We start from the raw sequence: 16,915 nt of genomic DNA, 5'->3' as shown, positions 1-16,915 counted from the left end.
CCCCTCTTGAGGTTTTTGTTCTTCATATCCCTACAAAAAACAAAAATTTTTGCTTTTTCTACCCGCTGGTCAACGCCAGTGAACCGATTCACTGAACCGATACACAAACGCAATTCCTATTCTTACCTGCATAAAAGCCTCGATATAGTGGCGTGCATCATAGGGACGAGGTTGCGGTTTGCGCCCCCTCTTCCCGCCACCGCTTGCGACTAAAGAGGAATCTGCATGAGTAACAACAGAACTATCCGTGTGGCCATCGCTGGGGTTGGGAACTGTGCTTCTTCCCTTATCCAGGGGGTGGAATATTACAAAGACGCCGATCCCAATACCAATGTCCCCGGTCTCATGCACGTGCAATTTGGCGATTATCACGTAGGCGATATTGAGTTTGTTGCCGCCTTTGATGTGGACAAAGAAAAGGTTGGTCTAGACCTTTCTCATGCCATCAATGCCTCCGAAAATTGCACGATCAAAATCTGCGACGTCCCCGAACAAGGCGTCACCATTCAACGGGGTCCCACGCTGGATGGATTGGGAAAGTACTACCGCCAAACCATCACAGAATCCGATGCTGACCCAGTAGACGTTACTCAAACCCTAAAAGATGTCCGCGCGGATGTCCTGGTCTCTTATCTTCCAGTCGGTTCCGAGGAAGCGGATAAGTTCTACGCGCAGTGCGCTATCGACGCCAAAGTGGCCTTTGTTAACGCCCTCCCCGTGTTCATTGCCTCCGATCCAGAGTGGGCGGAAAAATTTGAGAAGGCCGGGGTTCCCATCGTGGGCGATGACATTAAATCACAGGTAGGGGCCACAATCACCCACCGCGTGCTAGCAAAATTGTTTGAGGATCGCGGCGTACATCTTGATCGCACGATGCAGCTTAACGTCGGCGGCAACATGGACTTTAAAAATATGCTCGAACGCGAGCGCCTAGAGTCCAAGAAAATCTCCAAGACGCAGGCTGTCACCTCTAACTTGGATCAACACATCGAGGCACACGACGTCCATATTGGCCCATCGGACTACGTCGGCTGGCTGGATGACCGCAAGTGGGCTTATGTTCGCTTGGAGGGCACCGCGTTTGGGGATGTGCCGCTTAACCTTGAGTACAATCTGGAAGTATGGGATTCCCCTAACTCTGCCGGCATCATCATCGACGCTATCCGTGCCGCCAAGATCGCTCAAGATCGTCGACTCGGTGGCCCAGTATTCGCAGCGTCCTCGTATTTGATGAAGTCCCCTCCAAAGCAGCTTCGCGACGAACACGCCCGCGCGGAACTAGAGTCATTTATCGCCGGCGACCCTAGCTAAAACGCAACAAACCCCCTGAGGATGAGATATCCCAGGGGTACGTGTTGCCGTCGATTAGCGGGCGGCGAGGCTGCGAAGTACCTGTGCAACCTGGTTGGCGTCGATATTAAGCTCATCTGCGCGCATCGCAGCTTTAGAGCTCTGGCCTTCATCCAGTCCCGCAATGTGGGCTGCGTTATCCAGCAGAATAATCAGGTCACCAACGGTGTAATTACCACTAGCCATCTTGTTAAGCTGATCCACTGGGAGTTTTCCTGCCTTGGCCAAAGCTTGTAACACAGTGGTGAGGTCCTGAGCCCCCTCGGAGCTTAGGCCTGCGGCCTCGGCGGCTTGAATCAGTTGTGGTGCAGCAGCTGCTCCGGCGCTCAAAGCCAGAATAACTGCTACTACGCCCCCTGCGTTCTTACCCAAATCGGCCAGCTCGGGAAGGTTGATCGAGGCGAACTTGTTGCCCGCAGCGTGGAGATTACCTGCAGCAAAAGCGGCGAGTTCGCCGTCGTCACCGTTAAACAGGTTCATATCTACGTCGCCGACGATGCCGTTAATGCGTCCGGAGCTGGAGCGCTGCCAGAAATCAATCTGATCCCAGCCGCCCACGGTCCCGGGTACCTGCGCCTGATATGCCGCAAGCCAGAGTGGGTACTGCGAGAACTCAGTGGTGTTAGCCATCTGCTCAATCCAGAAGTACCGGTAGGTGTAGATCATGGGGACGCGACCGGTCTGCTTTTCCAGCTCCTGAACAAAATCTCGTGTCCAGTTGACCAGCTCCTGCGGGGTTTTCCCCTCAGCTACCTCAAGATCCAGGACAGGCGGCAAGGAATGGTTCGGCGTATGAGAGATGACATTGGCGTAGTGACGCGCCTGCTGCCGTGCGTCAGCGCCCGGACGGGCGTAGTGATACGACCCTACCTTCAGCCCTTGAGCTGCGGCTTGAGTAATGTCACTGGCATAAAAGTCATTGGTCCAGCCCAGCCCCTCTGTTGCTTTAACAAAAGCAAAGGACTGTCCGTGGGATTTTACGTCCTTCCAGTTAATACTGCTGCTGTTAGGGTGCTGATGGCCCGAAACGTCTATGCCTGAGGAAGCACCGAGCGGAAAAGGAAGCGGAATGGCTTGGACCGAGGCAACGGCAAAAGTGGACGAGGCAAGAACTGTGCAAAGGGCAGTCTTCAGACGACGGGTTTTCATCATGATCGCCACCCTACCAATAATCTCACTAGTCACATAAGTAACATTCGTAACAATTATTGTCTTTTAGGCCTTAAAGCACTCGAGAACCCCGGGATAAACTAGAAAATCGCTGCACAGAACAGATGTTTCCAACCCGTTGAACAATTAAAGGGTCCGTTAAGGACCCAAAAATTTTTAGCAATTTGCCTCCCCTATTACCCCACCCGCATCCTCTACAAGCGATGCACCTAACTGTTCAAAAGTAGTCCACGTGAGCTTCTTGGTTTGTTCATCCCACTCATAGCGGAGAATCTTTCCGCTATGAGCGACAGTGACAAAATAGTTACTGTCCTTGTGCTTTATTGATAGGACACAAACCAAGGCCGAGGCTCGATCTTAAACGTCTGCTCGGGGGTGAACATCGGCTGATCCTCATCGATAAAGTTCTTCCACGCAAGGTAGAACTCGGGCTGCAGATTCTTCCGCACCATATCCCACGTGGCAAACTTATCGCCCGCGGTTCCGTGGCCATCTGCGTGAAGAACCCACGAAAGTTCCGGTGCCGTGGTGTCCAAGGTTTCCCTGTTCTGCACCATCTGATGCTGAAATTGGTGCACAACAAAGACTTTCTGCGGGAGCTCGTTATCTTTTACCAGGTCCCGCAGCCACGCAGCAGTCTGGTTCACTTCCCCCGCCCCAACACTGCCGACCCTCTCCATGGGTTTCTCCCCCGGCTTAAGCCGCCACTCGGGATCTATCGCCAGTCCGACGTGCGGTAGTTTCAGCAATTCCTCAAATTGTTGTGCCTGTTCAAGGAAGCTTGCGCTGCCAGGTTGTAGATCAAGAATCGCTATGCCTCCAGCATCACCAATCGCTTCAACCCACGGGCGCAGCTCATCAACGTTCCCCTCATTGGAATAATTGCCATCCGGCCCTGCTGACGAGCTCGCCACGGTAGCAATGATCTCAAAGGCGGGGATCATGCTCTCTTCCGGTGCAATGGCCTGATACTTACCCACTAAATCATTCACCCTGTTTACGGCTTCCTCAGCAGGTTGCTCGCCAAGCACTCCCAGCGCCCCGCCGGAAGGATGACCGTAGAGAGCTACCACGCGATGCGAGGGGAAAATGAGATGCCCGCCACCGGGGACCTCACCATGGCTAATCATCTCTACCTGGCGATTAAAGCGTTCTTTGTTGGCAAAACTTGGACCCAGGGCAACCACATGAGCGTCGGGATCAGCGGATAGCGCAGAGCTTTCACGCGCATCGCCCGAAGACAGGTACTCCACATTGGCCCCCGACGCGCGTGCGGTGGCTACATCAGCGGCCGTGGTGTGCCCGGAGACCAGGATGGACGCGCCGCCGTTAAAAAGCGGGGATTCGGGCGTGAGCTGCGAGATTTTATCGGCAATGTTGGCCTCGGAAATTTCCGGGTCCGGGGCCTGAGGCTCGTCAATCTTAATAACGTCTTGAGCCCCGAGGCGCTTTATCTCCGAATCAATGGCCGACGCGTTATCGGCAGTGCGCACCAGCAGCGGCGCGCCCCGCTTCACCGCTGCTTTCGCGCCCTCCCACTTCTGCCCCACAGAATCACCGGCGATAACAACGGCTTGGGAAGAGGAAAAGAGCAGTTTGGAGGCATCAATCCCGTCTGCGCTGTCTATCTGCGTTGTTTGTTCTATAGACAACGCATTGCTCGGGCCGCCCGCTTTCCCCATACTTCCGCATGCGCCCAGAGCCAATGCAGTACTGCAAAGTATGGCCATTGTTAGCTTTCGCAAGAATCACACGCCCCTTCGAGCCAGATTGCAGAGCCAAATTACATCAGGCCATCTTTACCCCTATTGACTCAATAGGTTATCTGAATGGCACCTCCCCGATCGTACGGCGTAACTTCCTCGTCCGCAGTTTTTCCGGAGTAAGAGCAAGAAGCTCCATGGCATGTACCGCACACATCACATGCGCCTGCTTGGAATTTGCATAGAAGGTTTGCGCTGCAGCCGGCAGTTTAGGAACGGCATGAAGCGGAAGGTCAGAAACGGAAAGCAAGGTGCCATAAGGAATGCGATAGCGGTATCCATTAGCCGCTAGCGTTGCCGATTCCATGTCACAGGCAGCTGCAGTAGAGCCTCGGAGTAGTTTCCATAGTTTTTGCGGGGTGTGCCATTCCCAGTTGCGGTCGTCGGTGGAGAGGACGGTGCCGGTACGCATCAAGGAAAGATCCTCGCCATATACCTCCCGAACACTCGCTTCCAGGGCACGCTGAACCTCTGGAACTGCGGGTATAGGCAGATCAAGAGGAATATGGTCGTCAAGGAGGTGGTCATCGCGCTGGTAGGCGTTCCCCAGAATAAGGTCACCGATCCGCATGCGGCCGTCAAGTCCAGCGCAATGCCCGATCATCACCCACGCTTCCGGTCGAAGCACAGCAAGGCAGTCCGTAATCGTCTTGGCATTGGACGGTCCCACACCGATATTGATCATGGTGATGCCCATTCCGTCTTCCGCCACTAGGTCATAGCGCGGCATTTGGAACCTGGATTCCAGGCTCAGGCTTTCCCGATCAATATGCTCCGCCTGGTCGCGCGTGATCTTGTGGCCGTCGGGAAGCACCAATGCGCTGTAACGCGATCCTTCCCGCGACAGCTCGCATAGCCCAAAGTTCACAAATTCCCGAGCATGCATGGAATAGTTTGTAAAAAGTATGTATTTTTGCACGCTAGCTGGGGAAATTCCGGTGTAATGCTGGATGCGCGCACACGCAATATCAAAACGCTGCGGGGTGAAATGGAAGAGCGGTTTTTCCTCGCCGTGGAAGGCATCCCATTCGCCGTCGATAATGGCATCATCAACGTCATCCAAGGTAGGTCGTGGGATTTCGGCAGCTACATCACCTGCACGACGAGCCTCGGTTACGCCTTCTATTCCGTCTATATACTCCGGTGGAATGCGCACTGTGGAAGGTTCCACGGTAATCACGCATTCATAATTTGCACAGAGACGTTCCAGCTGTTCACAAAGGTAATCATGGATCAACTCCGGCTTAGAGAGCACCGCCGAGTAGCATCCTGCAGCGTCCACATAACCAAAAGGCTCGGTGCGATCAACGGGGTGCCAGCTAAGGATCTTCACTATGAGCTTGGGATAAACTACATCGCAGTAGCGCCCGTACTCGCCAGTCTCTAGGATCTCCTTGGCAAGGCTTATCGACGCCGCGTAGATCTCCTCCAACTGTTGTACTACGTCCGCACCCACGCCTTTTTTCATTGCCACTACACCTTACTTTCTAGATTTTTCTAAGGATTCTCTTTGTCTAGAGTAGCTGTATCAGGGCCCGGACGCAGGACATAAAAAAAGAAAGCCGTACATGACGTTTAAAAGCTTTGAACAATATGCAACAGCCAAAGGTCTGAACTGCCGCGTCACTCCCGAGCCGCAAAATAGTGACTACCAGTCTGGGATCACAGAAATTGCAGGGACCACATGGCATATACGTACGGCGCGCACCACACCGACCAAGAAAGGTGCTTTTGTAGCTTTTTGGACTCGGGACAAAGCCGGGAAAACCACACCGTTTAGCACGCAAAATGCACAAGGCGGGTTACTGGTGTTTGTGGAGCAGGGCACGCACCGGGGAGTCTTTACATTTACTGCAGAACACCTTGAGCGCCTAGGTATTACCGCAGGGTGTTCCGCAGGCAAACGTGGTTTCCGGGTATATCCAAGCTGGTGCACTGATCTCAATCCACAGGCCACCGCCGCACAACGCGCCCAAGCGCCCGCGTTTAGCTGCTACTGAAGCACCAATCTATCCCCAGTTTTCAGCGCCGCCCCAGATACACGGAATCCACCGTGCCATGCCGCGAACAGGTTGCCTCCCAGCCGTCGGGACGCACTTGCACCACCATGCGACGCCCGCAGATCTGGCAAAAACGCGGGGCTTCCAGCCCGGCGCGCGCCGAGGGAGAAAGCCTGATTGTCTCTCCCGCAGCGATTTCTTGTCCGGTGTTGGGGTGAAAGAGCGGGGGCTCGTTAGCAAGCATTACCTGGATAAGCTCGGTTGATGTGGTTTTCATGTTACTTAGACGCTCGCGTTCAGGGCCTTAATGGGAAGACGCAGTTTGCCCAGCATATCCAGGTCATCTTCCATTGGACGGCCCAGCGTGGTCAGGTAATTACCCACGATCACCGCGTTGATGCCGCCGAGCAAACCTTGTTCGGTGCCCAGATCCCCCAGGGTGAGCTCGCGCCCACCGGCAAATCGGAGGATGGTCTTGGGCAGCGCAAGTCGGAATGCCCCAATTGCCCGCAATGCATCGGGGGTTTCCATAACGTCCAGATCTGCAAATGGGGTGCCCGGGCGCGGATCAAGGAAGTTCATGGGGACTTCAGTGGGATTGAGCTCTGCCAGGTCACAGGCAAATTCTGCTCGTTGTTCCAGCGTTTCACCCATGCCGATGATGCCGCCGGAACAGACCTCCATGCCGGCCTCCCCGATCATGCGCAGAGTTTCACGGCGCGATTCCCATGAATGAGTGGTAACAACGTTGGGAAAGTACGATCGCGCAGTTTCTAGGTTGTGGTTGTAGCGGTGCACGCCCGCCGCCTTGAGCCGGTCGACTTGCTCCTGGGTAAGGATGCCTATCGACGCCGCCACCTCAATATCCACCTCAGATTTGATAGCAGCTACTGCCTCTTCCAGCTGGCTCATAAGGCGCTCGTCCGGGCCTTTTACCGCAGCAACAATGCAAAATTCGGTGGCACCAGACTTCTGTGTTTGTTTTGCGGCTTCCACAAGCCCCGCGATATCGAGCCATGCGGAACGAACGGGGGACTCAAAAAGGCCGGACTGGGAGCAGAAGTGGCAGTCTTCAGGGCAACCACCCGTCTTCAGGGAGATAATGCCTTCTACCTCGACTTCTTCCCCACACCACTTGAGGCGCACCTCGTGTGCGAGCGCAAGGAGTTCAGGGATTCTGTCTTCTTCTAGTGTGAGCACTTGGAGGACCTCGTCCTTATTCAGGCCGTTGCCTTCCTCAAGAACCTTGGTCCGGGCAAGTTCCAGAATGTCAGTCATGGGGTTTCCTCCTCAGCGTCAGCACCCGCGAGCGCTGTGTGCGTGCATTCATCGTCGTGCGAGATGTGGTGGTAAGAAGCCAACGCACATCACTTGATCAACGTTCAAGAATCCTAGCCCCATCTCCTGAACACTGTTTAAATTTCCACGCAGATTTCATCCACGAGCCCCCTAATTCACCCCTTTTACCCCCGGATCAGCATATGCTGGGGCACATGACGCTCTACTCGGACACGCTTTCATTGCTCACCCGCATGGTGCAGAACGCCTGCGTCAACGACCTCACCCCCGATTCAGGACAAGAAGTCCGAAATGCCGACACTCTAGAGGAATTCTTTGCCGGCGAGGCCGTCACCATCGACCGCTACGAGTCTCACCCAGGACGTGTAACCATCGTGGTTACGGTCCCCGGCAACGACCCCACCGCCGAGCCGCTTACGCTGCTAGGGCACACAGATGTGGTGCCCGTGGATGAGAAGAAATGGACCAAGCCACCCTTTGAGGCACTCATAGAAGATGGGAAAATGTACGGCCGCGGCACCGTAGACATGCTCTTTATCACCGCGACAATGGCAGCCGTGACCCGCGAAGTAGCACGGAAAAAATCCAATCACGGCACCCTTTACTTTGTAGGCATCGCAGATGAAGAGGCTCGTGGCGGTTTAGGAGCTCAGTGGCTCCGCGAACACCACCCGGACGCGTTCAGTTGGAAAAACTGCGTGTCGGAGACCGGTGGCTCTCACCTTCCAGGCGCAGATGGTTCCGACTCCGTGATCGTCTACATCGGCGAAAAGGGCGCTGCGCAACGCAGGCTCCACGTCCATGGCGACGCCGGCCATGGTTCGGCGCCATTCCAAAAGGACAGCGCCATTGCAAAGATCGGCGAGGTGGCGCGTCGTATAGCTAGTATCCAACCATCAGTGCGCAGCGACGACACATGGCACGGCTTTGTACGCGCGTTCCGCTTTGACCCAGACACAGAGCGCAAGCTTCTCGACGGCCACCCCGATTCCTACAAATCCCTCGGCGAACTCGCAGCATTTGGCCATGCCATCTCACACCTCACCATCGCCCAAACAGTCCTCCGCGCCGGCCAAGCCATCAACGTTCTACCCAGCCACGCATGGCTAGAAATGGACATTCGAACCCTCCCTGGACAGTCGGACGAATACGTTGACCAGCTACTCAACCAAGCCCTAGCCGATTTAGCACCCGAGGTCACCATCGAACACCTCATCAGCGAAGAGGCCACTATCTCCCCCACAGACTCGCCACTCTATAACGCTATGAGAGATACGCTGCTGGAATTCTTCCCCGAGTCCACCGTGGTCCCCATGATCGCACCCGGCGGCTCTGACCTGCGCTTTGCCCGGCGCGCAGGCGGCGTGGGCTATGGCTTTGCAGTACACGCCAAACAGCGCACGTTGGGACACGCGCACGCGCAACTTCACTCCCATGATGAGTTTCTTTACCTAGAAGATTTGGAACTCACCGTTGCCGGCTATCACCGACTTGTAACCCGCTTCCTAGAACACTCATGATCTAATCCCGCCCTCATATGCACAGGTTGTATTACCCTTAAATGTGATAACTGCCCCTCAACGCAAGGAGAATCTCATGGACATCCTCAACAAGGCTAAAGAACTGCTAGATCAAAACGCCGACAAGGTAAAGGATGCGGTAGAAAAAGTTGGCGATCTTGTCGACGAGAAAACCGACGGCAAGTTTGCAGACAAAGTCGACCAGGTCCAAGAGGCCGTAAAGAAGAAATTAGACGAAAAGTAATTTCTCCCCCTGCTTCGACTGCAAAATTACGCGGATCGGCAGGGGGTTACTTTTACGCTGACACAAAGAGCAGCAGCATTGAAATACCGAGTGTACAAAGTCACCGAGCGCGTCAAAGCACTTAGCCAACCAAAGTTCGGCTGCTCCCGGACCGCTCGGAGCTAAATCAGTATGATGGCCCCATAGAACCCTCTATAGGTCACGCTTATAGCCAAACCACCAGATTCCACACTCCACTTTTTAATAGCTAGAACAGGGAATTATCGTATAACACAGTAAATATTCATATAATCCTTAAGCAGACATTATCCATTTCACGTCACCAAGCGGCATAAAGCCAACGGAAGCAGCAATCAATGATCGAATTTATCGACGTCAGCAAGAGCTACGCTAACCCCCGCAAAGAAAAAGGTGACAAGAAAAATAAGATGCCAGCAGGCACAGCATCTGAAAAGCAAACGCCAACAGAAAATGCTGTGAACAACTTCAACCTTGTTATTCCAGAAAATCAAACCACCGTTTTTGTTGGTTCCTCCGGCTGCGGCAAAACCACGCTCCTGAGAATGATTAACCGAATGGTTGAACCCACGTCTGGAGAGGTTCACGTGCGCGGCCGAAACGTGGCCGATGTCGATCCCGTAGAGCTTCGCAGATCCATCGGGTACGTCATTCAAAGCGGCGGCCTCCTCCCTCACCGCAAGGTGCTGGATAATGTGACAACGGTTCCCCTGCTTAACCGCGAGCCCAAAGAGGAAGCTATCCGACGCGCCCGGCTGGCCCTAGAAACAGTAGAGCTCGACCCCAGCTTTGAAAACCGCTATCCCGGTGAGCTTTCCGGCGGACAGCAGCAGCGCGTTGGCGTCGCCCGCGCACTTGCCGCAGACCCAGACATTCTGTTGATGGATGAGCCTTTTGGTGCGGTCGACCCGATCGTGCGGCGCGCACTACAGCAACAACTCATTGAGTTACAGGCCCGCCTGCATAAAACCGTGGTGGTGGTGACCCATGATGTCGATGAGGCCTTCCTCTTAGGCGATAACATCGTGGTGCTAGAAAAAGGCGGAAAGATTGCCCAAGTTGGAACGCCCACGGAAATTTTCGCACAACCAGCCAATGATTTTGTCGCCCAGTTCATGGGCACCCATCGGTCAGATAGAGACTTGCACACCACGGTCATCGGTGGCTCACGGGTTGTCGTGGATAAGCAAGGTCGTCCGGTCGGTCGACTAGGTGCAGACTCATGAGGTGGCTACGTCATGCGTGGCCATATGTGCTGGATATGGCAGCAGCCCATCTCTTCCTCAGTATTCCAGCAATCCTTATTAGTATCGCGGTCTCCATCCCCATCGGCATGTTTGCCGCCCGCAATCCGCGCGTAGGAAACCTAGTGGTATCCGCGGCCTCCCTGGCTTATACAATCCCCGCCCTTCCTATGCTGATATTGGTTCCTTTCATCGTGGGAGTACCCCTGCGATCAGATACTAACGTCATTATCGCGCTATGCATCTATGGAGTCGCTCTTCTTGCACGTACTGCAACAGATGCTTTTCGTTCCATACCTGAGGACGTGCGCATGTCCGCATCTGCCCAAGGCATGAGTGCGCCCCAGGTTGCGTTAAAGGTTGATCTGCCTCTTGCTATTCCGGTATTAATCTCCGGCATTCGCGTGCTCGGTGTCTCCACTATTGGCCTGGTGACCATCGGCGCATTAATAGGAGTGTCTAGCCTGGGAACACTGTTTACTGATGGTTTTCAACGCAATATTACTGCTGAGGTACTCACTGGTATAGGTGCTGTAGTCATACTCGCGGTGCTTTTCGACGTCCTCTGTCTCATCCTTCAACGCGTACTCGCACCTTGGTCGGTGATAAAGAAATGAGTTGGTTTTCCGATCTCTTTGCCCTACTCACTACGGCTTCTCAGTGGTGGGGGCCCACCGGATATCTTGCCCGTATTGGTGAGCACATAGGAATCAGCCTGGCAGCCGTGGCCATTGCTGCCGCCTTTGCTATCCCAGTCGGTGTAGCTATTGGACATACCGGACGAGGCTCCGCAATAGTAGGAGCGATCAGCGGTGCCGCACGCGCGCTACCCACACTTGGATTGCTTACGATCTTCGGCCTTGCCTTAGGTATCGGATTAGAAGCACCACTCATAGCCCTAGTGATACTCGCTATTCCTTCATTGCTAGCCGGAGCTTATGCAGGAGTTGCCAGCACAGATCATGACACCGTGGATGCTGCGCGCGCTATGGGTTACACGGAGTGGCAGATTATTAAAAACGTGGAACTCCCCTTGGGTGCCGCCGTGCTCGTAGGCGGTATACGCTCAGCAACATTACAAATCACGGCCACGGCAACCCTTGCAGCTTATACGTCAGACGTAGGGCTCGGACGTTTCATCTTCCATGGCCTAAAGGCTCGCGACTATATAGAGATGCTTGCTGGTTCCGTTTTGGTTATTGTGTTAGCGCTGATCCTTGACCTAGTACTTTCTATGTTTCAGCGAACCACTGGGGCACACAGCGCAACAGCATAATCTACCAATCACGCATAGCTTTTCGGACCGTAGTCCGGTATCTCCCCCGCCGTTGTCCAGGATATCCAGGCGTCCGCCCAGAAGCATACGGACGGCTAATGGCGGGGCGCGATCCTTCACCGCCGAGGCCACCAGCGTCATAAGCTGGATCTAAAATCAAGCGTACTTTATTGCTCAACTTCCCCCAACGGTCATAAAAAATTAGGGTTTGCTTGTACAAATCCCCTTTGCCTATCTTTGGATTCTCCGCCTCAATGCCGCACATAACGGTCTGAAGTTCCGCTAACGGAACTTGCTCGAGGGAACGCGGACCTAATGAACGCACCACTACTGCAGGTCTAGAGCGAGGACGAAGCACCATGGCTTCAGCGTTGGATCGAGTAAAGGGTATGTCAGCTACTATGTCACCAGAGTTAAGGGCTTGCTCTAATGCGAACATGAGGCGTTCACGAATCCGCCGACCTAATTTCTGGTTTGAAGCACGGCAGTACGCTACAAAAAGACGAGAGCCCAACACCGGCCCCTCAGCTTTTACAATCGCTTTCACACCAGCGATGATTTCCGCATCACTGGCAGACGCGACAGGTGCTACTTCCCCCTCGAATGCCTCGTAAGGCAAAAACCCCATAACGCTTTCCACTCCTTTAACTCTTTTTGACTCTCTCACAAACACGCGCAAAAGGGTAGAAAATGTGCTACAAGAGGGAAAGTGTCGGTGTTTTTTACCCCTTTGGTGGGTAAAATTCATTACACCGGGAAACACATAAGCAAACGAATAAAAAACGGGAGAGCATTCATCCTATGAGTGCTCTCCCGTTTACAGATCTTCAGTGTTACCCGAAAGTAAGCGAGTATGCCGTTACACTTGGCTCGATTTCCAAAGAAATTATGCCGTCAAGAGGCTTATCTGCGTCATAGACGTCTATTGTGCCGTCGGATACATCAAAAGTTTTGTCACTACCATCAGGGAAAGTAGCTTTCACTTTTCCTTGTCCCGATACCACAAGTTGAACCTTAGCTGCGTGTACGTTGATCGACAGTTTTGCATCTTTAACAGGAACGATGTGATCATTTTTCACGTCCCACTTACCGCTGAGCGAGTACTGTCCCTTCCTGGGCTCTTTATACGTAAAGTCGCGTTCTCCCAGGCCATAATTATTATTGTTAAAGAAACGGGCACGTTCAGCACCCAAGTAAGTCTCCGGATTGCGCTGCTCGGTGAGCTTAGAATCTGTTCCACCACCAGTTTCAATAGGATCAGGTAGCTGAACATCGGGGTTAGCTTGCTTGAGAAGCTGGCGAACAAGCTGCTCAGTCTCCGCATAAGCGCCCTCTCCCTCATGAATATGGCGCACATTACCCTTAGTATCAATCAAATACCGTGCTGGCCAGTATCGATTGTTAAACTTCTTCCAGGTAGCAAAGTCATTATCTTGCGCTACTGGATAGTTAATCCCCTCACGCTTTGCCGCTGCGCGCACGTTGGCAGCCTCATGCTCAAAGCCATACTCGGGCGCGTGCACGCCCACTACCTCAAGTCCGGCATCCTTATACGTGTCATACAACTTAGTAATGTGTTCACCTGCTCGCTGGCAGTTGATGCATGCATAAGCCCAGAAATCGACCAAAGTCACCTTGCCATCATGGGTTCCCACTGGTTTATCGGTGTTAAACCATCCGGTCAAACCCTCAAATTCTGGCGCCGATCCGCAGTCTTGCAGGCTGCCCTTATCAGCCCTACGGCAAGAATCTAGGTTGCCATTTCCGTTGCTGAGGGCATTCTGAACAGCCTCGTTATCGCTCAGTCGCTCCTGCACACCGGCAGTCCAGTCAGGAAGGCTGCGCTGCAGTTTCTCGGGAACATTCAAAGCCAGTGCCAGCGCCAGCGCCAGGATAATTGCGCCGACGATGCCCCGATGCTTCCGGACGGCGTCGATACGCTCACCCATCTTGTTACCTGCGAGAGCAAAAATGAGCAGTGGAAGGCTTGCGCCTATGGCAAACGCTACGGTCAAGATCACCGTAGAAAGTCCAATATCGCCAGTTGCGCCGGCAACCGTAATAGCTGCAAGAATCGGTCCCGCACATGGAACATACACAGCTCCCAGCGCTAGGCCAATAGCAAAGCCGCCTTTATTACGCGCTTTGAGCTGTAGCGATGTTGGGCGCGGAATGCGGTTAAATGGTGCCTCGATCCACTCGCCGAGCTTAGGCACAATCATGCCTACGCCCACCAGGACCAGCAAGATAATGCCTCCCCATCGCAGCACATCCTTAGGCAATCCCAGCGCACCAAGGATCAGAGTTCCCACCAAAGTAATAGTGGCAAAGCTAAGGGCCAGGCCAGAAATCACATGGGTAGGTTTACGGTCTACGGAAACCGCCAAAACGACCGGAAGAACCGGAAGAATACACGGAGATATACCGGTAACGATGCCACCGATAAGCCCGATCAAAATGAGTTCAAGCATGTGTGTTCCTTTATGTGCTTTTATATTTCAGCTTTAACAATCTTTTGGGAGCACGGCACCTTCTGGTTGCAACCATGCGCGGCGGCTCCCTTCGCACTCACGACGCAACAACAATGGCAGCAATGGTGCAGTGCACGAGCCGTTATTAAGAAGTACGGAACATAAGAAACTTTCAGATTGGATAATCGCAATTACACAGGTAGAAACATTGGAACTGTTATCAAATCAATGAAATTCACAGTTGTTTTTATTTTTCCAATCCAACGCACACAACAGCTCCGAAGTACTCAATAAGCGCGGAACATAAAACGCGCATTGCATCAGAAACTCAGTCTTGTATAAGGAGCACTGACCTCTATGAAGAACACCACGATCCGTAAGGCACTTATCATCGGCGCATTCTCTGCAGCTGCCCTCGGCCTCACAGCCTGCGGAGACGATCCAGCTCCCGCCAGCCAGACGTCCACGAGCGAATCTTCCCAGCCCTCCGATGCAATGTCTAAGGATGCCATGACCAAGGAGGATGCTATGACAAAAGACGCCATGCCCAAGGACGCCATGGATCGCATGGAGCACAGAGAAGGCATGGACGGCAAAGACCACATGGATCGCATGGAACATACAGAACCCAGCGACGCTATGAAGCACTAAATCCTGAGGTTTCTTATGTCTATCCTGCGACCACAGCCTTAACACCTCACTAATAGTTCATGATTTCCACCCTTTCCGTTGTAGAGTTACCGGTCATGGACCCCGATAACCTGCTTGTTGCCAGCGCTCACGGCGACCAGCGGGCATTCGCCGCCCTGTATGACCTACTGGCCCCGCAAATGTTGGGTTTGGCAGCACAGATCATTCATGATCGTGCGCAAGCCGAGGAAGTCATCCAAGAGGTATTCATTGAGCTGTGGCGCAGCGCTAAAAGTTACGACCCAGCCAAAGGCGGTGCCCGTTCCTGGGCGCTACGACTCACACGCTTGCGAGCAATCGATCGCTTGCGTTCCGACGTAGCCACCAAACAGCGCGACAACAAAGACTTCCTAGAGCAAACCACAACGTGGCACGCAGCCGAGGAAGAAGCAGTGGAATCGCTGGAATCGCAGCGAGTTCGCAAGCTTGTCGACGCCATCGGCGAACCACACCGCACCGCCATCATGCTGGCTTATTTCTCCGGTCTAACTCACCCCGAAATTGCCCAGGCCACCGGAGTTCCCCTTGGTACTGCCAAAACCCGGGTCAGAGATGGATTAAAAAAACTTCGCTCAGCGATGAGCCTCATGCAAGGAGGTGCACAATGACCCCCACAGGACACAGCGAACCTTTCGACGATTTCCCACACGATGTCGAAGCCCTGTTGGCGCAGGCACCTGCACCAATAATCCCCTCGGCGCAATTACGAGACAACATCCTCGATGCCATTGCCGATATTCCCCAAGAGGAACCAGAAGCAACGCATGCGCCGCCGATCGATGTCCCAGCTGAGCCTATTGCGGATGTTATTCCGCTATCTGGGCGCCGTAAGTTTACGCGTGGGTTTCTTGCCGTGGCGGCGTCGGTAGCCATAATCGCTGGCGGCTTTGCATTTTGGCCACAAGCAGACCCGCATGCAGAAATGCACAGTATTCTAGCGGCTTCTGATGTACGCCAGGCCAACACTCATGCCATGGGCGCATCACTGGACATTGTTGTGTCCTCGTCAATGAATGAGGGCGGCGCGCTTGTTGATGGTGCACCCAAACTCAGCGAAGGCATGGGCGCACAGGTATGGGCAGTGATGGCAGACGGCTCCACAAAATCCGCCGGCGTTATCGGACCCGAGGATCACGATGGAGTATGGATGCCATTACCAGGGGAAACCTCAAAGGTGATGATTACTGAGGAGCCACTCAAGGGCAGCTCTCAGCCACAGGGCACAGTCCTTGCCGTAGTAGATGTGTAAGTGACTGCCGTGCACAGTGTGAGGGGCTAACCGGTGCCGCAGTACTCGGTTGGCCCTGCACCTCTATTGGCCAGTGCGATGTAGTCAAACAAACTATAGTTTTCGAACATTATCGAGTGTGTATGGCGACCGCGCGGGACGGCCACCAACGCAACTTTTGAGCTCAACGTCTAGCGCAATCGCTTACCGGATATGCTCCCGGTTTCACCCTTTACATTGTGTTTATCCCCGATAATGAGGATTGTCGCTGGTTCCGGTATGACTTATTTACCCTGTAGTTTTCATGATCCGGAGGCGCTACCGCCAGACGCCAGGACGTTCGATGATAGCTAATTGAATACGGCCAGATAGGTTTTCAGGTCTTTTTATTAGGTGTGAGTGCTTGCAACGAATGTCACGACCCAGCAACATGCCAACATCAAGGCCGAGCCCCATGCCCACACACTTGATCGGAGCGACACTAAATTCTTCGACAAGCTCCCGCCTCAACTTGAAACAGAGCTTGCTGGTGTTTCTCCCCCAGGTGCAGCAACACGGCGCAACCCTCGTGAGGACGCTCCCGTGGGTACTCACAAAATTCGTCGATAACTGTTTCTTTGATACATGCTTGTGCTGTTCAGC

General features: G+C 53.7%; 18 protein-coding genes. 11 read left to right on the top strand and 7 right to left on the bottom strand.

Annotated elements, in window-relative coordinates:
- Nucleotides 1-225 precede the first annotated feature (225 nt).
- Nucleotides 226-1,311: an inositol-3-phosphate synthase gene (locus CpATCC19410_RS00340; protein ID WP_013240928.1), complete on the top strand. Its 1,086-nt coding sequence runs from the start codon at nt 226-228 to the stop codon at nt 1,309-1,311.
- A gap of 54 nt (nt 1,312-1,365) precedes the next feature.
- On the opposite strand, the gene CpATCC19410_RS00335 is transcribed toward CpATCC19410_RS00340, so the two are convergent.
- From CpATCC19410_RS00335 to amn, 3 genes are all read right to left on the bottom strand, one after another.
- Nucleotides 1,366-2,502, bottom strand: coding sequence for a glycoside hydrolase family 25 protein (locus tag CpATCC19410_RS00335; protein WP_013240927.1), 1,137 nt, complete (start codon nt 2,500-2,502; stop codon nt 1,366-1,368).
- A 338-nt stretch (nt 2,503-2,840) separates the two neighbouring features.
- Nucleotides 2,841-4,250, bottom strand: coding sequence for a hypothetical protein (locus CpATCC19410_RS00330; protein WP_013240926.1), 1,410 nt, complete (start codon nt 4,248-4,250; stop codon nt 2,841-2,843).
- Nucleotides 4,251-4,341: 91 nt separating this feature from the next.
- Complete coding sequence (gene amn, locus CpATCC19410_RS00325; protein ID WP_014300371.1) at nt 4,342-5,751, bottom strand: AMP nucleosidase; 1,410 nt, start codon at nt 5,749-5,751, stop codon at nt 4,342-4,344.
- 100 nt (nt 5,752-5,851) lie between these two features.
- Between amn and CpATCC19410_RS00320 the strand changes: the two genes are divergently transcribed.
- Nucleotides 5,852-6,283 carry a MepB family protein gene (locus CpATCC19410_RS00320; protein ID WP_013240924.1) on the top strand — a complete coding sequence of 144 codons (432 nt, stop codon included), beginning with the start codon at nt 5,852-5,854 and terminating at the stop codon, nt 6,281-6,283.
- Between the two features lie 22 nt (nt 6,284-6,305).
- Here the strand turns inward: CpATCC19410_RS00320 and bsaP are convergent, their stop codons facing one another.
- A complete protein-coding gene (bsaP, locus tag CpATCC19410_RS00315; RefSeq protein WP_013240923.1) occupies nt 6,306-6,560 on the bottom strand; it encodes a biotin synthase auxiliary protein BsaP in 255 nt (84 codons plus the stop codon).
- Nucleotides 6,561-6,565: 5 nt separating this feature from the next.
- Entirely contained in the window at nt 6,566-7,561 is a 996-nt protein-coding gene (gene bioB / locus CpATCC19410_RS00310) for a biotin synthase BioB (RefSeq protein ID WP_013240922.1), read from the bottom strand.
- Between the two features lie 203 nt (nt 7,562-7,764).
- Between bioB and CpATCC19410_RS00305 the strand changes: the two genes are divergently transcribed.
- From CpATCC19410_RS00305 to CpATCC19410_RS00285, 5 genes are all read left to right on the top strand, one after another.
- On the top strand, nt 7,765-9,102 hold the full coding sequence (locus CpATCC19410_RS00305; RefSeq protein WP_013240921.1) for a M20/M25/M40 family metallo-hydrolase: 1,338 nt from the start codon (nt 7,765-7,767) through the stop codon (nt 9,100-9,102).
- A gap of 76 nt (nt 9,103-9,178) precedes the next feature.
- Entirely contained in the window at nt 9,179-9,346 is a 168-nt protein-coding gene (locus tag CpATCC19410_RS00300) for an antitoxin (protein WP_013240920.1), read from the top strand.
- 356 nt (nt 9,347-9,702) lie between these two features.
- Nucleotides 9,703-10,590, top strand: coding sequence for an ABC transporter ATP-binding protein (locus CpATCC19410_RS00295; protein ID WP_014400895.1), 888 nt, complete (start codon nt 9,703-9,705; stop codon nt 10,588-10,590).
- Nucleotides 10,587-11,225, top strand: a complete 639-nt coding sequence (locus tag CpATCC19410_RS00290; RefSeq protein ID WP_013240918.1) for an ABC transporter permease — start codon at nt 10,587-10,589, stop codon at nt 11,223-11,225. The genes CpATCC19410_RS00295 and CpATCC19410_RS00290 overlap by 4 nt, the downstream gene beginning before the upstream one ends.
- The gene (locus tag CpATCC19410_RS00285; RefSeq protein WP_014300370.1) at nt 11,222-11,884 is read left to right on the top strand and encodes an ABC transporter permease; all 663 of its coding nucleotides are present in this window, start codon (nt 11,222-11,224) and stop codon (nt 11,882-11,884) included. The genes CpATCC19410_RS00290 and CpATCC19410_RS00285 overlap by 4 nt, the downstream gene beginning before the upstream one ends.
- Nucleotide 11,885: 1 nt before the next feature.
- Here the strand turns inward: CpATCC19410_RS00285 and CpATCC19410_RS00280 are convergent, their stop codons facing one another.
- Nucleotides 11,886-12,512, bottom strand: a complete 627-nt coding sequence (locus CpATCC19410_RS00280) for a hypothetical protein (protein ID WP_013240916.1) — start codon at nt 12,510-12,512, stop codon at nt 11,886-11,888.
- A 205-nt stretch (nt 12,513-12,717) separates the two neighbouring features.
- Complete coding sequence (locus CpATCC19410_RS00275) at nt 12,718-14,355, bottom strand: cytochrome c biogenesis protein DipZ (RefSeq protein ID WP_013240915.1); 1,638 nt, start codon at nt 14,353-14,355, stop codon at nt 12,718-12,720.
- 357 nt (nt 14,356-14,712) lie between these two features.
- Here CpATCC19410_RS00275 and CpATCC19410_RS00270 point away from each other — a divergent pair, with 357 nt between their 5' ends.
- The 4 genes from CpATCC19410_RS00270 (at nt 14,713) to CpATCC19410_RS00255 (ending at nt 16,882) form a co-directional block, all read left to right on the top strand.
- Nucleotides 14,713-15,006 carry a hypothetical protein gene (locus CpATCC19410_RS00270; protein WP_014400893.1) on the top strand — a complete coding sequence of 98 codons (294 nt, stop codon included), beginning with the start codon at nt 14,713-14,715 and terminating at the stop codon, nt 15,004-15,006.
- Nucleotides 15,007-15,065: 59 nt separating this feature from the next.
- Nucleotides 15,066-15,653: a sigma-70 family RNA polymerase sigma factor gene (locus CpATCC19410_RS00265; RefSeq protein ID WP_014400892.1), complete on the top strand. Its 588-nt coding sequence runs from the start codon at nt 15,066-15,068 to the stop codon at nt 15,651-15,653.
- Entirely contained in the window at nt 15,650-16,294 is a 645-nt protein-coding gene (locus tag CpATCC19410_RS00260; protein ID WP_013240912.1) for an anti-sigma factor, read from the top strand. The genes CpATCC19410_RS00265 and CpATCC19410_RS00260 overlap by 4 nt, the downstream gene beginning before the upstream one ends.
- A gap of 378 nt (nt 16,295-16,672) precedes the next feature.
- On the top strand, nt 16,673-16,882 hold the full coding sequence (locus CpATCC19410_RS00255; RefSeq protein ID WP_014300367.1) for a hypothetical protein: 210 nt from the start codon (nt 16,673-16,675) through the stop codon (nt 16,880-16,882).
- Nucleotides 16,883-16,915: the final 33 nt, after the last annotated feature.

The sequence above is a fragment of the Corynebacterium pseudotuberculosis genome (assembly GCF_002155265.1).
Lineage (GTDB): Bacteria > Actinomycetota > Actinomycetes > Mycobacteriales > Mycobacteriaceae > Corynebacterium > Corynebacterium pseudotuberculosis.
Note: the sequence above shows the minus strand (reverse complement) of the source record. Positions and strands in the feature narration are given on the sequence as shown.

Coding starts and splice junctions, on each gene's coding strand:
- CpATCC19410_RS00340 (WP_013240928.1), top strand. CDS start 226: ATGAGTAACAACAGAACTATCCGTGTGGCCATCGCTGGGGTTGGGAAC.
- CpATCC19410_RS00335 (WP_013240927.1), bottom strand. CDS start 2,502: ATGATGAAAACCCGTCGTCTGAAGACTGCCCTTTGCACAGTTCTTGCC.
- CpATCC19410_RS00330 (WP_013240926.1), bottom strand. CDS start 4,250: ATGGCCATACTTTGCAGTACTGCATTGGCTCTGGGCGCATGCGGAAGT.
- amn (WP_014300371.1), bottom strand. CDS start 5,751: ATGAAAAAAGGCGTGGGTGCGGACGTAGTACAACAGTTGGAGGAGATC.
- CpATCC19410_RS00320 (WP_013240924.1), top strand. CDS start 5,852: ATGACGTTTAAAAGCTTTGAACAATATGCAACAGCCAAAGGTCTGAAC.
- bsaP (WP_013240923.1), bottom strand. CDS start 6,560: ATGAAAACCACATCAACCGAGCTTATCCAGGTAATGCTTGCTAACGAG.
- bioB (WP_013240922.1), bottom strand. CDS start 7,561: ATGACTGACATTCTGGAACTTGCCCGGACCAAGGTTCTTGAGGAAGGC.
- CpATCC19410_RS00305 (WP_013240921.1), top strand. CDS start 7,765: ATGCTGGGGCACATGACGCTCTACTCGGACACGCTTTCATTGCTCACC.
- CpATCC19410_RS00300 (WP_013240920.1), top strand. CDS start 9,179: ATGGACATCCTCAACAAGGCTAAAGAACTGCTAGATCAAAACGCCGAC.
- CpATCC19410_RS00295 (WP_014400895.1), top strand. CDS start 9,703: ATGATCGAATTTATCGACGTCAGCAAGAGCTACGCTAACCCCCGCAAA.
- CpATCC19410_RS00290 (WP_013240918.1), top strand. CDS start 10,587: ATGAGGTGGCTACGTCATGCGTGGCCATATGTGCTGGATATGGCAGCA.
- CpATCC19410_RS00285 (WP_014300370.1), top strand. CDS start 11,222: ATGAGTTGGTTTTCCGATCTCTTTGCCCTACTCACTACGGCTTCTCAG.
- CpATCC19410_RS00280 (WP_013240916.1), bottom strand. CDS start 12,512: ATGGGGTTTTTGCCTTACGAGGCATTCGAGGGGGAAGTAGCACCTGTC.
- CpATCC19410_RS00275 (WP_013240915.1), bottom strand. CDS start 14,355: ATGCTTGAACTCATTTTGATCGGGCTTATCGGTGGCATCGTTACCGGT.
- CpATCC19410_RS00270 (WP_014400893.1), top strand. CDS start 14,713: ATGAAGAACACCACGATCCGTAAGGCACTTATCATCGGCGCATTCTCT.
- CpATCC19410_RS00265 (WP_014400892.1), top strand. CDS start 15,066: ATGATTTCCACCCTTTCCGTTGTAGAGTTACCGGTCATGGACCCCGAT.
- CpATCC19410_RS00260 (WP_013240912.1), top strand. CDS start 15,650: ATGACCCCCACAGGACACAGCGAACCTTTCGACGATTTCCCACACGAT.